The sequence below is a fragment of the Chryseobacterium sp. MYb264 genome (genome assembly GCF_035974275.1).
In the GTDB taxonomy this organism is placed as follows: Bacteria; Bacteroidota; Bacteroidia; order Flavobacteriales; family Weeksellaceae; genus Chryseobacterium.
This window is the reverse complement of sequence record NZ_CP142422.1, coordinates 4126991-4142284: the sequence shown is the minus strand read 5'-3', so window position 1 is coordinate 4142284 and position 15294 is coordinate 4126991. Positions and strand designations below refer to the sequence as shown.

Below are 15294 nucleotides of genomic sequence, written 5' to 3'. Positions count from 1 at the left end.
GGTAAGCAAACTCCATTGTCGCAGACCTTACCATCAACAATATTTCTATTTTATACCCACTAATTCTACATCAAAAATAATGGTCGCGCCTGCAGGAATTGCCGGTCCTGCACCATTGTCTCCATACGCTAAATCTGAAGGAATGTAAAATCTGTACTTAGATCCTTTGCTCATCAACTGAATTCCTTCTGTCCATCCTTTGATGACGCCACCCAAATTAATGTCCATCGGTGCGCCTCCATTTTTGTCAGTAGAATCGAAAACAGTTCCATCCAAAAGCTTTCCGGTATATTTTACCTGTACAACGTCTGCCGCTGTTGGTTTTGTTTTACCATCACCTTCCTGCAATACCTCGTACTGTAAACCGGAAGCAGTAGTTTTCACTTTTGGATTACTTTTATTTTTCGTAAGAAATTCCAGCCCTTTTTTCTTATTTTCATCTGCTTGTACCCCCGCTGCAGCCTGCTTTTTTTCATGTTGCTTCTGCATAAATTCCTGCATAAAGGCATCCATTTCTTCAGCCGGCATCAACTTTTTACCTCCATCCATCTCTTCTTTGATAGCCTGAGCCAAAAGTTTTTCATCTACTTTAAAACCTTCTTGTTTCATATTTTGAGCAATACTCAAACCTATGTAATAAGAAGCTTTTTGTTCATCTGTATATTTGCTGCCGTCTTGTTTAGCATCTTTTTTAGCACAAGAAATACTAAATGCTGCTATGCAAAATAATGCGATAGTCTGTCTTTTCATTGGATATTTTTATAATTTTAAATAATCAATGCAAATCTATCATTTATTACAGAATTTTCCCTGTCACAAAAAAGTTTTCTATTATAAAAGTTATCATCCGGTGTTTGATCAATAAAAATAGTGTAATCCAATAGACTTGGTCTGCGGCACTTATTTTTTTATCGATATTTGCAGTTTAATCACAAAATATAAGTATGGCTGATTTTATTAAACTAAATTCATGAATCTTCCGCAAATACTTTACGATATTATCACTTGGGTAGAAGGATTTACCGCCTTAATTGCTTTAATTTACTATCCAAAAGTAAAAAACCAATATTGGAAATATTTTTCAATTTACCTCATCATTATATTCTTATGTGAAGTTTTCGGGAAATGGGGAAACCTATTGATAGAGTATGATCGGCCTAAATTTTTCAATTATTTTGTAATTCCTTTAGAATATATTTTTTTCTATTGGCTTTATGCCGCAAAATCTTTTAAGAAACCAAAACTGTTTTATGGTTTAACGCTCGCTTATCTGCTTACCTTTATTCCGAACGAACTTTTCTTCAATAAGAATAATTTAATTTTTTCATTTAATTATACCTTCGGCGGATTGATTCTGATGGGACTTGTAATTTATGAATTTCACAAACAAGTCAACTCTAAGGAAATTCTACACTTTAGCAGAAGCAAAATGTTCTTCATCAATATAGGGGTAACATTATTTTATATTGGAACAATGCCTTTTTGGACCTTTCATCCTATTATCAGCGAATATAAAGACATTTGGAATATTTATTACAGTTATTTTCAACTGTCATTAATTGTAATGTATGTTCTTTTTTCGATTTCTATTATTCGAGGCAAAAATTACTATTAGTTAAATTTGATTACATATTTTAAAATATTTTTACAATCCGTAAAATCACGGAAAAATAAACAGTATAATTCACAATCTATAATTTATTTTTAAATCCTTTTTTTTTTCGACATTTGCAAATCCCTTATAAAAACAAATTAATTATGAGTACAGAATCTACAAACGGAAAAGATCCTTTAAGACCAGGAATGATGTCAAACGACTTAATTCAAACGTTAATTGACAATTACCGTAAAGGCCATGTAAGAGCTATCAACAGTACTTTAGGAATCGAAGATGCCCATTCAATTTGGTTTGATCTTCCTAAACTGAAAAAATTCATAGCTACGATCGAAGATGAAGCAAAGAATGCCAATCCAGATACGACGGAGGAAGATTTGGGTATTCGTTTCTATTATGCTGCTTATCCTAAGGCTGAAAACTGGGACATTATGGACAGTCATCCTGTTGCAAAAGAATATGCGGAAAAGCATACGATAGTAATGGTTCCCACTTTAAAAAAACAAGATGAAACTGGTCAAACTCTACATTTTGATTTCAATCCGGTAGATGCTAATGATGCAAATTCAATGGCTTTAAATGCGAGAAAAGCGAATCTTTCTATTATAGCAGAGAATAGTGGAAGCCTTATCCCTCCTGGTGTTTCTATCGTAGAATCTTTTGATTAATTTTTATAACTATTACACAACATGAATGATTTTCAACAATTTATTGCTAGCATTTTGCTTTGGGCAGAAGGTTTCGCTGCAATGACAGGTCTCTTTTATTATAATCGAATAAAAAAAGAGCATTGGAAATTTTTTGTGTTCTATTTAGTATTTATATTCATTTGTGAAGCTATCGGAAAATGGGCGAATTTCATCTATTTTCCGAAAGCTTTATTCTATAATTATTTTGTAATACCTGTTCAGTTTATATTTTTTTATTGGTTATTTGCCGCAAAATCATTAAAAAAGCCAAAATTATTTTATATTTTATCAATATTATACCTCATTTCATATATTATTAGTGAATTATATTTTTCAAAAAAGAAAATAGTATTCTCTTTTAATTATACATTTGGATGCTTACTTTTGATGTTTCTTGTAGCTATGGAATATTATAAACAAGTTAATTCTACAGATATTCTTAATTTCAGTAGAAACCGAATGTTTTATATTAGCTTAGGAATAACAATATCATATATTGGTACTCTTCCTTTTTTTGCACTTTATGATCAGTTGTACAAATATCAAGGACTTTGGAATATATATTTTGATTATTTTCTACTTGGCAATGTTGTTATGTATATTTTATTTTCAAGTTCATTCATATGGGGAAGACAGAGCTCTTAATGATAATGGTTTTATTCAACCTTTTCTTCGTGATGTTTGTCGTTGCGGTGGTAATTTATATCTGGAAATACAAACAAAGAAAGAGAGAACATGACACTGAAATTAAAAAGAAAAACGAAACCCATCAACGTGAACTCCTCGCCACTCAGCTGGAAATCCAGCAGGCAACGATGCAGCAGATCGGGCGCGAATTACATGACAATATCGGGCAGAAATTAACATTAGTCAGCCTCTATACCCAACAGCTTCTCTATGAAAATAAAGTAACGGAAGTGAGTGAAAGGATAGATCAGGTTTCACAGATTATCAATCAGTCGTTGCAGGATTTGAGAAGCCTTTCCAAAACCCTGACGGATGATAATATCAACCAGAAGGATATTATTACCTTAATTCAGGAAGAAGTAGACAATACCAACGATTTCAAAAATTGCAAAGTAAGTTTTGAACATAATTTTAAACAGCTTGATCTTGAATTTGTTCAGAAAAATGTTTTATTGAGGATCACTCAGGAGTTTATTCAGAACAGCATAAAACATTCTAAGTGCGAAAATATTTTCATTACATTAACCACTTCGGACGAAGCACTTTGGGAGCTCAACATCCGAGATGACGGCAAAGGATTCGACCGCTCAAAAATTACCTCGAACGGCATAGGGCTTACCAATATGAAAAACAGGGCAGTCATTATCGGAGCTGAATTCAATCTCGAAAGTCAGGAAAACCAAGGAACCACCCTCTCTATTATTTTAAAAAAATCCACATGAAAAAGACCATTGTAATTGTTGACGACCATATATTAATTGCTAAAGCGATTGAAGGAATTATCGGAAATTTCCAGGATTTTGAAGTGATCTATGTTGCCGAAAACGGCAAAGATCTCATTCAAAAGTTTGAAGACAACAATCCTATTCCTGACATTATTTTAATGGATGTCAGCATGCCGATCATGGACGGGTTTGAAACCGTGCTTTGGGTTAAAAAAAATCATCCCAATATTAAAGTTATGGCTCTGAGCATGCAGGGAGATGATAAAAGTGTTATCAAAATGATAAAGAATGGAGCCACAGGATATCTTCTTAAAAACACCCATCCTAAAGATCTTGAACTTGCGCTTTCAAAATTAGATACCGACGGTTTTTTCTATCCGGAATGGGCCTCAAAGATTATATTTTCCAACCTCAGCAATGAAAATAATTCTGAAAAAGCAGTACGAATTTCTGACCGTGAAAAGGAATTTTTAAAATACACCGTAACCGAACTCAGCTATAAAGAAATTGCAGATAAAATGTGCTGCAGCCCACGAACCGTAGAAAGTTACCGCGATCAGCTTTGCGATAAACTGGATCTGAAAACCCGTGTGGGACTTGCCGTTTTCGCTATTAAAAATGGTTTTGCTGAATCATAAACACCTATTTAATTATATTAAAAAAATCCCTTCTCAGTTTTCTTGAGAAGGGATTTCTATTTTATCAAAGGAATTATAGATTTTTTACATTATCCGCTGGCGTGTAATCCATGAAGAGATCACCATCCAGTTCCACAGATTTTACTTTCTTTTTAATAGGAATGGTAAGGTTGGTCTGTTTCTGATCTTTCTCCCAGACGGCTGGTGAAAAGTGAAGCTTTTCCACCGTTCCGTCTTCATATTTCAAAACCGCATCAAAAGGAATGGCAAAACCGCCAACATTGTCAACACCGACGGTCAGAAGATCATTCAGCTGAGAAACTTTTCCTACTTTCAGGTCAATATAATTATTGGTATAAAACCAATTATTGAAAAACCAGTTCAGATTTTTCCCGGAACCTGTATTCATAGAATTAAAATAATCCCAAGGCACAGGATGTTTACCGTTCCAGTTATTCATATAATGATGTAACGCTTTTTTAAACAACTCATCGCCCAGATAATCTTTTAAAGCTAAATAAGACAAGGAAGCTTTCACGTAAGAATTATTTCCGTATCCTGCGCCGCTTACCTGTGTACTCATCGAGATAATCGGTTGATCCTGTTCTGCTGAAGGATCATTGATCCATTTTTTCACTCTGAAGTTTTTATAGAAATCTTTTGCCGCCGTTTCGCCGTTCTCATCAATTCCGATCAGATATTCCAATGTTGTCGCCCAACCTTCATCCATAAACGCATAACGAGTTTCATTGATTCCCATGTAGAAAGGAAAATACGTATGCGCAATCTCATGATCTGCCGTTAATCTCGCATCCTGAAAATTATCCGGAACGCTGCTATCGTTAATCATCATTGGATATTCCATATCCGCATACCCCTGAACAGCGGTCATTACATTATAAGGATATTCTACACCCGGCCAGTTTTTTGAAAACCAATCCAGGTTATAACGCATCCATTCGGTATATTTTTCAAAATCTTTTGTACCTGCTTTGTAGGCCGCCTGCACGCTTGCTCTTTTTGTTTTCAGCTGAACACTGGAAGCATCCCAAACGTAATGATTACTCAATGCAAAACAAAAATCGGTGATATTATTAGCCTTAAATTTCCAGACATTCCATTTATTGGCTTTTGTTACTTTTCCGGATCTCATTTCGGCTTCCGTTGCCACATGAATGATCTTATCGCTCTTTAATGAAGATTTATATCTCGTTAAAAACTGATTCTGAAGAACCGCTTCCGGATTCAGAAAATCTCCCGTTGCCCAAACCACATAATTCTTAGGCGCCGAAATGGCAAAAGAATAATCATTAAAATCATTATAAAACTCCTGACGGTCAGAATGCGGAAGCATATCCCACCCATTATAATCATCATAGACCGAAATTCTTGGGAAAGAATATGCTACGTAAAAAGTTTCAGGATCGATCTGCCCTTCTCTCCCACTTTGTACAGACAGAGGATATTCCCACTCAATTTTTACTTCGGCTTTTGTTTTTGATTTTAAAACAGAATTCAAATTTACCTTTTCCACCGTTCCCCAATCGTCACTATTGATATTATATTTTTCACCATTTACAATAAATGACTTAATATGTAAACCTGATGACAGAAAATCTTTTGATACAAAACCCGATCTCGGAGACTGAGGTTTGTGAAGGTTATTTACGAATCGAATCGCTAAATCAGTAAGATCATTCGGGCTGTTGTTTGTGTAAACAATGGTTTCTTTTCCCGACACCATCTTTGTACCGGCATCTACTTTTACCTCAACATTGTAAACGCCTTTATTTTGCCAATAATTTTTACCCGGAGCCCCCGACAGATCGCGAGTTCCGTTTTCGTAGGCTTTTTTAATATTTCTAGGCATATAAAGATCCTGTGCGGAAATTTGCCAAGAAGCCATTAAAAACAATCCAACAATAATTCTCTTCATGTTCCCTAATTTTTTATTGGCCTCAAAATTAGGAAAAAATGAAGGATGGCACGCTACATTAACATCAATTTAAACAAATTACGATGGGCTTATCTGTTTGTATTACATCCTTCCCTGCTCATCTGCTTTTTTAATTGACTTTGCGTTTTTCACCGACTGATTTCCAAAATTAAATTTTAATGAAATAATAAAACTCTGGGTATCGCGATAATCTAAAAAATAATTGTCCTGATTCGCATATTTCGTAGTAATCTTCTCTCCGGAAGTTTTAAAAATATCATTAAACATAAGACTTCCTTCCAGTTTTTTGTTAAAGAATTTTTTATTCATCACCACATACGTTGAAGACGATCCCGAAATCCTGAAAGTTCCCTGAATCGCGGGCGTGTTATATCGATTTCCAAATTCCAGCTTCCAGTCTGACGCTTTATCTAAGGTGAAACTTGTGGAAATATCGGAGCCTAAATTCCATACTTTATTTTGGTATAAAAGATGATCAACTCCTATAAAATAGTTTTCATTATGTTCAATATTTTCAGACACACTAAGGCTCCACCAAGGTTTGATCTGGAAGTTTTTATATACACTCAATCCGTACGCCTGTCCTTTTTCGATATTGGTAAAATGGTAAATCAGATTATTATTGCTCGGATCCTGATAAGAGATCTCCATCGACGGATTGATCTCTTTTCGGTAATAAAAATCGAGATTCCACTCTTTCCATGTATAGGTAAAATTAAGATTGTGAACAATCGTCGCCTTCAAAGCGGGATCTCCCTGGAAATATGAAAATAGGTTGTAATACGACTTTGCAGGATTCAACCAGGAATAAGATGGTCGGCTGATTCGCTTTCCGTAAGACAAACCAAACTGATGATTTCCCTCCGTTGTATATTGCACGTATAATGTCGGAAACAATTTCCAGTACTTATTTTTATTCACTTCATACGGTTCGGAAACCACACCTTCCAAATCGGTTTTCTCGGCACGCAAACCTGCTTTGAAATTCCACTTTCCGGGATTGTAAGCCAATGACGAATAAAGGGCAAAATTGTGTTCCTTATAATCAAAAACATTGCTTTTATCGGCTCTATATTGAAGCTGACCGTTTTCATTATCCGAAAAATCCATCAGGCTGCTGGTCTTTACAAAACTGTATTTGGAACCTGATTCCAGTTCCCACTTTTCATTTTTCCATTGATAATCAAATTGCGTGGAATAGAGTTGAACATCACTTTTATTGTGGGTTAAAAAGTTATTGTCTTTAGGCAGTTCATTCGCAAAATCAAGATGCGTGAGTACATTTTGATCTTTTTGAGCGTTGTTTCCTGTAAAATAATTCGTCCATGTCAGTTTACTTTTTTTATTAAGCTTTCTATCCATCTGAAAACTCAAAGAGTTATTAATGGAGCGCGAAAAATGATCGTTGATCGTTCTATAATTCGACTCCGCTACATTCTGCTCATTATAAATTAAAGTCGGAACATCATACACGCCATAAGATCTCGGACTGAAATATCCGGAATAGTTTAAACTGGCATTTGTAAGACTGTCGATCTCATATTCAATATTAAAGTTGACGGTATTCTGGCTTTTATTTTTGTCTTTACGATTCATCATACTTACCCATCGTTGCTTATCTTCAATATAATTTACATAGTCTGTGCCTTCTCTGTAATAGGTTCCGCTTCCAAAATAATAACTTCCCATTACCGAAAGTTTATTCTTTTTATAATATTGAGAAATCCCCGCTACCCCTTTTGCATATTGAGTCTGAACATATTTGGAAGAAACAGTACCACGATAGCCTTCAATTTTATTTTTTTTCATGACAATATTCAAAACGGCACTTCCGGACGCTTCATATTTTGCAGGAGGATTGGTAATTACTTCTACCGATTTCAGATCATCGCCTTGGGTATTTTCCAATAGATTTTTCAGTTCATCACCGGTCAGCATAATTCTTTTATCATTAATCGTGACGACAATACTCTGACTTCCTTTTATCGCCAAAACATCATTACTTGAGGTAACTCCGGGTGTTTTTTTCAGAATTTCCCAGGCATTGAGCGAAGAAATATTAGAATTTTCCACATTAAACTCTAAGCGGTCGATTTTCCTTTTTACCAAAGGCTTTTGCTTCGTCATCACCACTTCCTGAATATCCTGAATATCTTTCTTCAAAATAATGGCTAAAGGCTGATTTTGCTTTTCAAGATCCAGCTCTTTTTCAAATTTGGCATATTCCAGATCTTTAATCACCAGTTTTACAGATTGATTCGGAATACCTTCTAGAATAAAACTTCCGTTTTCAGAAGTCGATATTGTTTTCAGAAATTTATTTTGAGCATCATACACGTCAATCGTAATCAGAGAAAGTTTCTCATTGCGATCATTCGAAACCGTTCCTTCAATTCTTTGTTTCTGAGAAAAAAGAAAAATCGGAAAGCATAAGATAAAAAGAATTTTATACATCATTGTTAGCTTTATTTTATGGTGTAAAAGTCTAACTTGTTGAGGAAAATTTCGGTTAATGGAAGGTTAATGATCGGTTAACGTCTATTTGGGAAAGGCTAAATTTTTATATTTGTCATTATGATGTTGAAAAGTAAAAATCTCATTGTTCTTTTTACCACGCTGTTCCTGATCCTTTTGGGAATTCAGGGCTATTTTATGTACAAAACCTATCAGGTGAAAGAAAGGGAAATTTACCGGGACATGAATAACCGCCTTTCGACCTATACCGACGATCTGGAAGATAAAAAAGGACTGAAAAAAGCATCGGATGATGATCTCCAAAACATCTTCGCTCAATACAATGATAAAAAAATTACACAAAAAGAGTTTTTAAATCTTTTCGATCAAAACAGAAAGACCAATCAGAAAAGTTTCAGTAATTATGTGGATAATTTATTTAAAAAAGAAAATTATGAGGTTGCGGTAAGAATTCAATATTTATCTATTGTCTCACTTCCTACCAAAGTTCAGCTTTTGGAAAGCCCAATTACGATATTTGAAACACGAAATCAACTGGTAAAACCCGGAATCACGAACACCGGAAGATGGGAAACCACTTCAAAATCGACGAACGATATCAACGGAAAACTTGAAAGAAATAATAGCTTTCTGATAAAAAGTCGCACCGATTTTGAAATTTTAAATATCAAAAGTCTTGTTTTCAAAGAACTCACTTTTCTTTTTCTGAGCTGCATCGCCATTCTGTTTTCGGTATTAATGCTTTATATTTTTACGGTTAAAAATTTAATCAGACAGCAAAAGCAGGTGGAAGTTTTGCACACGGTCGTGGATAATATTTCCCATGAATTCAAAACACCGATTGCCACTTTAAAAATTGCTTCAAAAACATTAAAAAAAGAATTTAATCCGGAAACGCTTCATTTAGTTGACCGGCAGATTAATCGTCTGGAAAGTCTGATGTTTCAGCTACACAAAGACGAATCCGGAGAAAAACTGACGAAAACTCAACCTCAGGACTGGGATTTTTTCATTAAAGATCTCTCCTTTACCCATCCTGACATTTTATTTGATCTGAAAAATTCGGTCGATCAGGAAATTCCTTTTGATAAAAATTTAATGGAAACCGTAATCAAAAATCTTTGTGAAAACAGCGTAAAATATGGAGCTTCGGAGGTAAAAATTGAGATCAATATCCCGAAAAATAGTCTTGAAATAAAAGTGACCGACAACGGAAACGGAATCGAGAAAAAGGAATTGAAAAATATTTTCGAGAAGTTTTACAGAATACAATCAAACAATATTCACAATAGCAAAGGTCTGGGGCTCGGATTGTATTTCGTAAAAAGGATAATAGACGGTTATCACGGAAAAATAGACGTTTCAAGCATTATAAACGAAGGCACAACTTTTAAAATCACTCTTCCTTATGAAAACTAAAATCCTTTTGGCAGAAGACGATTCTGATTTTGGAATGATCCTTAAACAATATCTGGAACTGGAAGATTTTGACGTCACCTGGTTTCAGGATCCGATGGATATTATTCCAATTTTAACGGCGGAATTTCACTTTCATATTGGTATTTTAGATATTATGATGCCCAATCTGGATGGATTTTCTCTCGCTAAAATGATTTTAAAAGAGAAACCCGACTTTCCGATTTTATTTTTAACAGCTAAAAATCAAAAACTCGATCGACTGACCGGTTTAAAAATTGGAGCAGATGATTATCTCGCCAAACCTTGTGATCCTGAAGAATTGGTTTTAAGGATTAAAAATATCCTGAAAAGAATAACGCCAGCAACAATTGAAACACAAATTAAAATCGGCGAATATACTTTAAACACAGAAAAACTGCTGCTCATTCATCCAAAAGAAAAAATCCGGTTAACCATCCGTGAACAGGAATTGTTGCTCTACCTTTTAAAACACAATAAAAAAGCATTGAAAAGAGATGATATTCTTGATAATCTTTGGGAAACGAATGATTATTTTACAGGAAGAAGCCTGGATGTTTTTATCAGCCGACTGAGAAAATATTTTCAGCATGACGACCAAATAAAAATCCAATCCCTGCGAGGAATTGGATTTGAAATTGATTTTCCGACTCATTAAATTTTAGAAAGAAAGCTCTGTCAGAACAGGAAAATGGTCTGACGGATACAGTAAGTTTTCTCTTCTGTCGTTGATGTGTCTGTGAGATTTTATTTTGAAACCTTTTACGAAAATATAATCGATTCTCTCTTTTGGAACTTCATTCACATTAAAATCTGTAAACGTCCCTTTTGGCCCGTAATGTTTTGTTTCTGAATGATAAAAACTGTCCTGTAGATTTTGAGACATAATTTTAATCGGCTCCGAATCTTCAGTTAAATTAAAATCACCACTCACGGTTACCGGCAGATTTTTAGGATTGATTTCTTTGATCTTCTTTAAAATCAGTTCAGAAGATTTCACTCTCGCTACATTCCCGATATGATCGAAATGCAGGTTCAGCGCCATAAATTCTTTTTTAGATTTTTTATCTTTAAAAACGACATAGGTACAAATTCTATTCAACGCTGCATCCCAACCTTTTGACGGTTTTTCAGGAGTTTCAGAAAGCCAAAATGTTCCTGAGTTTACTACCTGAAGCCTGTTTATATCATAAAAAATAGCTGAAAATTCACCTTTTTCTTTACCGTCATCTCTGCCAACGCCAATATAATCGTAGTTCTTCAACCCGTTTTTAATATCTTTCATTTGCTCCGGAAGCGCTTCCTGAACCCCGAAATAATCCGGATGATAATACATCAATAAATCTGCAACATCCTGTTTTCTGTTTGGCCACGCATTTTCTTTGTCTGAATCTACATTAAGCCTGATATTAAAACTCATCACCTTAAGATCCTGCGAGAAACCTAATGCAAAAAGCAGTAAGAATACCGTTGAAAATCTGAAATTCATAATCTTCTATTTTTAATTAACAGCAACAAAAATAAAACTTCTCCCGAAGAGAGAAGCCTTGTGATTGTAATTATTATGTTAAATTTTGCAATAAGCAATAAGCAATAAGCAATAAGCAATAAGCAAAATTAACTCCTCACTAATAACTTATAACTATTATCAGTTTGATTTTTTCGCTTTAATCATCGCTTCCAAAGCATCCCACATCTCCTGAGGAATATCTTCCAGCATATTGAATTCTCCCGCACCTTGCAACCATTCTCCGCCATCAATGGTTACCACTTCGCCATTCATATACGCAGAATAATCGGAAACCAGATACGCGGCAAGATTAGCTAATTCCTGATGCTCTCCTACTCTTCTCAACGGAACTTTTTTCTTCATATCAAATTTTTCCTGCAAATCTCCCGGAAGTAATCTGTCCCAAGCGCCTTTTGTAGGGAAAGGTCCCGGAGCAATCGCGTTGAAGCGGATTCCATATTTTGCCCATTCTACTGCAAGCGATCTTGTCATGGCTAAAACACCAGCTTTTGCGCACGCAGAAGGTACTACATAAGCAGAGCCCGTCCATGAATAAGTGGTTACAATATTTAAAACCGTTCCCGGTGTTTTAGAATCGATCCAGTGTTTACCGATAGAAAGTGTACAGTTTTTTGTTCCTTTTAAGACAATATCTAAAATAGAATCAAAAGCAGAATGCGTTAATCTTTCGGTGGGAGAAATAAAATTTCCGGCGGCGTTATTTAATAAAATATCAATTCTACCAAATTCTTTTAAAGTAGCTTCTTTCATGGCTTCCACTTCATCCCAGTTTCGCACGTCACAGGCTACACAAAGTACTTTTCCGCCTGTTTCATCTTCCAATTCTTTCGCTGTTCCCTGTAATTTTTCCAAATTTCGGGAAGTGATCACCACTTTTGCGCCCAATTGAAGGAAATATTTGGTCATTGCTTTTCCAAGACCGCTTCCGCCGCCTGTAACAATCGCTACTTTATCTTTCAGAGCGTCTTCACGCAACATCGGTTGTGTATAAAGATTCATACGTTTTATTTTTTCTTAAAAATAATAAATATTGAATGGATTGTGTCTAAATTAATCCGATAAATAATGCAGTAAATAATTATTCTTTGAATTTTATTTAATTTTATGCTCCAAAAAATATAATTCTATATGAAACGGCCAGGAACTTCTGTTTTACTATTTCTTCTATTTTTTAGTTTAAATCTTAAAGCTCAGCAATTCGAAAAACTATATCAGTATGTCAACCCGTTAATCGGAACGGAAAAAATGGGACATACCTATCCCGGAGCTACAGTTCCTTTTGGAGCGGTACAGCTCAGCCCCGAAACAGATACTATTTCCTATGAACTCAACGGAAAATACAATGGTGATGTGTATAAATACTGTGCAGGATATCGTTATGAAGATAAAACGATCGTAGGTTTTAGTTCAACGCATTTCAGTGGAACAGGACATTCTGATTTGGGAGATTTTCTGGTGATGCCAACGGTCGGAAAACTACAATTAAATCCGGGAACCGCAACGAATCCTGAAAGTGGCTACAGAAGCAGATTTTCACATCAAAATGAAAAAGCAGAAGCCGGATATTATAAAGTAAAACTGGACGATCACAATATTTTGGCTGAATTAACGGCTTCAACAAGAGTTGGCGTTCATCGTTATACTTTCCCAAAATCTGATCAGGCACATATTATTCTGGATTTGATGGCTGGAATTTACAATTATGACGGCAAAAACGTTTGGACTTATGTTCGCGTGGAAAACGGAAATACCATCACAGGTTACAGACAAACGAACGGTTGGGCAAGAACGAGAACGGTGTATTTCGCGATGAAATTTTCCAAGCCATTTAAATCTTACGGTCAGAAAAATTATGATGGAAAACAGGTGTATAATGGATTTTGGAGAAAATTCGATCAAACGAAAAACTTCCCTGAAATCGCCGGAAAAAACCTGAAAATGTATTTTGATTTTGATACGAATGAAAATGAAGCCATTGAAGTTAAGCTGGCAATTTCCCCAGTGAGTCAGGCCAACGCGATGGAAAATCTGACTCAGGAAGTGGGCAATTTATCTTTTGATCAGGTAAAAGCAAAAGCGCAGGAGGAATGGAATAAAGAATTAAATAAAATCGTTATCAAAGGTTCGGAAACAGAAAAAACGAATTTCTATACGGCGATGTATCATACTTTTATCAATCCAACAACGTATACCGATGTGAATGGAGAATATAAAGGTTTAGATCAAAACACGCATAAAGCGGAAGGTTTTACGAACTATACCACATTTTCGATCTGGGATACGTATCGAGCGCTGCATCCTTTCTTCAATATTATTCAGCCAAAAAGAAACGGCGATATGGTGAAATCGATGATGGCTCATTATGATCAATTCTCCATGAAAATGTTGCCGATCTGGTCGCATTATGCGAACGATAATTGGTGTATGAGCGGTTATCACAGTGTAAGCGTGGTTGCGGATGCAATTATCAAAGGGAATTATAAAGGTGATGCCAAAGAAGCGTTGAAAGCTTGTGTCGCGACTGCTAATAAAAGAGATTACGAAGGAATCGGGCAATATATTGATTTAGGATATATTCCTGCTGAAAAGAATGGAACTTCAGTTTCCAACACATTGGAATATGCTTATGACGACTGGGCCATTGCTCAATTAGCAAAACATTTGGGTGAAACGGAAATTTATAATCAATTCATCAAACGTTCTGAAAACTGGAAAAATAATTTTGATAAATCAACCGGATTTATGCGTCCACGTTTGGCAGACGGAAGTTTTAAGAAAGATTTTAATGCTTTAAGCACTCACGGACAAGGTTTCATCGAAGGAAATTCCTGGAATTACAGCTTCTTTGTTCCTCAAAATCCAGATGAATTAATAACGTTAATGGGCGGCAAGAAAAAATTCGCTGCAAAACTGGATGAATTGTTCACCATGCATTTACCAGACGAATTTTTCGCAGATACCGAAGATATTACAAGAGAAGGAATTATCGGCGGTTACGTTCACGGAAACGAGCCGGCACATCATGTAGCTTATTTCTACAATTGGGCGGGGCAACCGTGGAAAACGCAGGCTCAAATTCGTCATATTTTAGAAATGCAGTACAAAGCAACTCCTGATGGATTGGGTGGAAATGACGATACGGGACAAATGAGTGCTTGGTATATTTTGAGTTCGCTTGGTTTTTATCCTGTTGCTCCAGGTTCGGAAGATTATGCGATTGGAAGTCCGGCTGTTGATCATGCTATTTTGAATTTGGAAAACGGAAAAACTTTTGAGATTGAAGCGATTAATCAAAGTCCGAAGAATGTATATGTGCAAAAAATTCTATTGAATGGAAAGGAAATTAAAAACTTTACGTTGAAACATTCTGAATTGATGAATGGTGGGAAGTTGAGCTTTTATATGGGTGCTAAAGCGAAAAAATAATTTTTACTTAAACACTAATGACGCGAATGTTTTGCACTAGTTTCACTAATTTTAAGTGGATATGAATCAATTCTAATAATATATTCTCTCGCTGATTTTGCAGATTACGCAGAT

The 15294-nt window shown here is 35.4% G+C and carries 13 protein-coding genes; 8 read left to right on the top strand and 5 right to left on the bottom strand.

The features are described from left to right. Window positions 1-45 precede the first annotated feature (45 nt). The gene (locus tag VUJ46_RS18060) at window positions 46-750 is read right to left on the bottom strand and encodes an FKBP-type peptidyl-prolyl cis-trans isomerase (RefSeq protein WP_326982095.1); all 705 of its coding nucleotides are present in this window, start codon (window positions 748-750) and stop codon (window positions 46-48) included. 220 nt (window positions 751-970) lie between these two features. Between VUJ46_RS18060 and VUJ46_RS18055 the strand changes: the two genes are divergently transcribed. From VUJ46_RS18055 to VUJ46_RS18035, 5 genes are all read left to right on the top strand, one after another. After that, window positions 971-1615, top strand: a complete 645-nt coding sequence (locus VUJ46_RS18055; RefSeq protein WP_326982094.1) for a hypothetical protein — start codon at window positions 971-973, stop codon at window positions 1613-1615. Between the two features lie 143 nt (window positions 1616-1758). Then, window positions 1759-2283, top strand: a complete 525-nt coding sequence (locus tag VUJ46_RS18050) for a hypothetical protein (protein ID WP_326982093.1) — start codon at window positions 1759-1761, stop codon at window positions 2281-2283. Between the two features lie 21 nt (window positions 2284-2304). Continuing rightward, window positions 2305-2949 carry a hypothetical protein gene (locus tag VUJ46_RS18045; protein WP_326982092.1) on the top strand — a complete coding sequence of 215 codons (645 nt, stop codon included), beginning with the start codon at window positions 2305-2307 and terminating at the stop codon, window positions 2947-2949. A gap of 5 nt (window positions 2950-2954) precedes the next feature. Next, window positions 2955-3713, top strand: a complete 759-nt coding sequence (locus VUJ46_RS18040) for a sensor histidine kinase (RefSeq protein WP_326982091.1) — start codon at window positions 2955-2957, stop codon at window positions 3711-3713. Next, complete coding sequence (locus tag VUJ46_RS18035; RefSeq protein ID WP_326982090.1) at window positions 3710-4354, top strand: response regulator transcription factor; 645 nt, start codon at window positions 3710-3712, stop codon at window positions 4352-4354. The genes VUJ46_RS18040 and VUJ46_RS18035 overlap by 4 nt, the downstream gene beginning before the upstream one ends. A 73-nt stretch (window positions 4355-4427) precedes the next feature. On the opposite strand, the gene VUJ46_RS18030 is transcribed toward VUJ46_RS18035, so the two are convergent. Both VUJ46_RS18030 and VUJ46_RS18025 read right to left on the bottom strand, forming a co-directional pair. Beyond that, window positions 4428-6290 carry a M1 family metallopeptidase gene (locus VUJ46_RS18030; RefSeq protein WP_326982089.1) on the bottom strand — a complete coding sequence of 621 codons (1863 nt, stop codon included), beginning with the start codon at window positions 6288-6290 and terminating at the stop codon, window positions 4428-4430. Window positions 6291-6392: 102 nt separating this feature from the next. Further along, window positions 6393-8768: an outer membrane beta-barrel family protein gene (locus tag VUJ46_RS18025; RefSeq protein WP_326982088.1), complete on the bottom strand. Its 2376-nt coding sequence runs from the start codon at window positions 8766-8768 to the stop codon at window positions 6393-6395. A gap of 117 nt (window positions 8769-8885) precedes the next feature. Between VUJ46_RS18025 and VUJ46_RS18020 the strand changes: the two genes are divergently transcribed. Together VUJ46_RS18020 and VUJ46_RS18015 are read left to right on the top strand one after the other, a co-directional pair. Beyond that, on the top strand, window positions 8886-10205 hold the full coding sequence (locus VUJ46_RS18020) for a sensor histidine kinase (RefSeq protein ID WP_326982087.1): 1320 nt from the start codon (window positions 8886-8888) through the stop codon (window positions 10203-10205). Then, a complete protein-coding gene (locus VUJ46_RS18015; protein ID WP_326982086.1) occupies window positions 10195-10881 on the top strand; it encodes a response regulator transcription factor in 687 nt (228 codons plus the stop codon). Before VUJ46_RS18020 ends, VUJ46_RS18015 begins: the two co-directional genes overlap by 11 nt. A gap of 3 nt (window positions 10882-10884) precedes the next feature. Here the strand turns inward: VUJ46_RS18015 and VUJ46_RS18010 are convergent, their stop codons facing one another. After that, a complete protein-coding gene (locus VUJ46_RS18010; protein WP_326982085.1) occupies window positions 10885-11712 on the bottom strand; it encodes an endonuclease/exonuclease/phosphatase family protein in 828 nt (275 codons plus the stop codon). 159 nt (window positions 11713-11871) lie between these two features. Then, window positions 11872-12753: an SDR family oxidoreductase gene (locus tag VUJ46_RS18005; protein ID WP_326982084.1), complete on the bottom strand. Its 882-nt coding sequence runs from the start codon at window positions 12751-12753 to the stop codon at window positions 11872-11874. Window positions 12754-12882: 129 nt separating this feature from the next. On the opposite strand from VUJ46_RS18005, the gene VUJ46_RS18000 reads away from it, so the two are divergent. Beyond that, complete coding sequence (locus VUJ46_RS18000; RefSeq protein WP_326982083.1) at window positions 12883-15180, top strand: GH92 family glycosyl hydrolase; 2298 nt, start codon at window positions 12883-12885, stop codon at window positions 15178-15180. Window positions 15181-15294 lie beyond the last annotated feature (114 nt).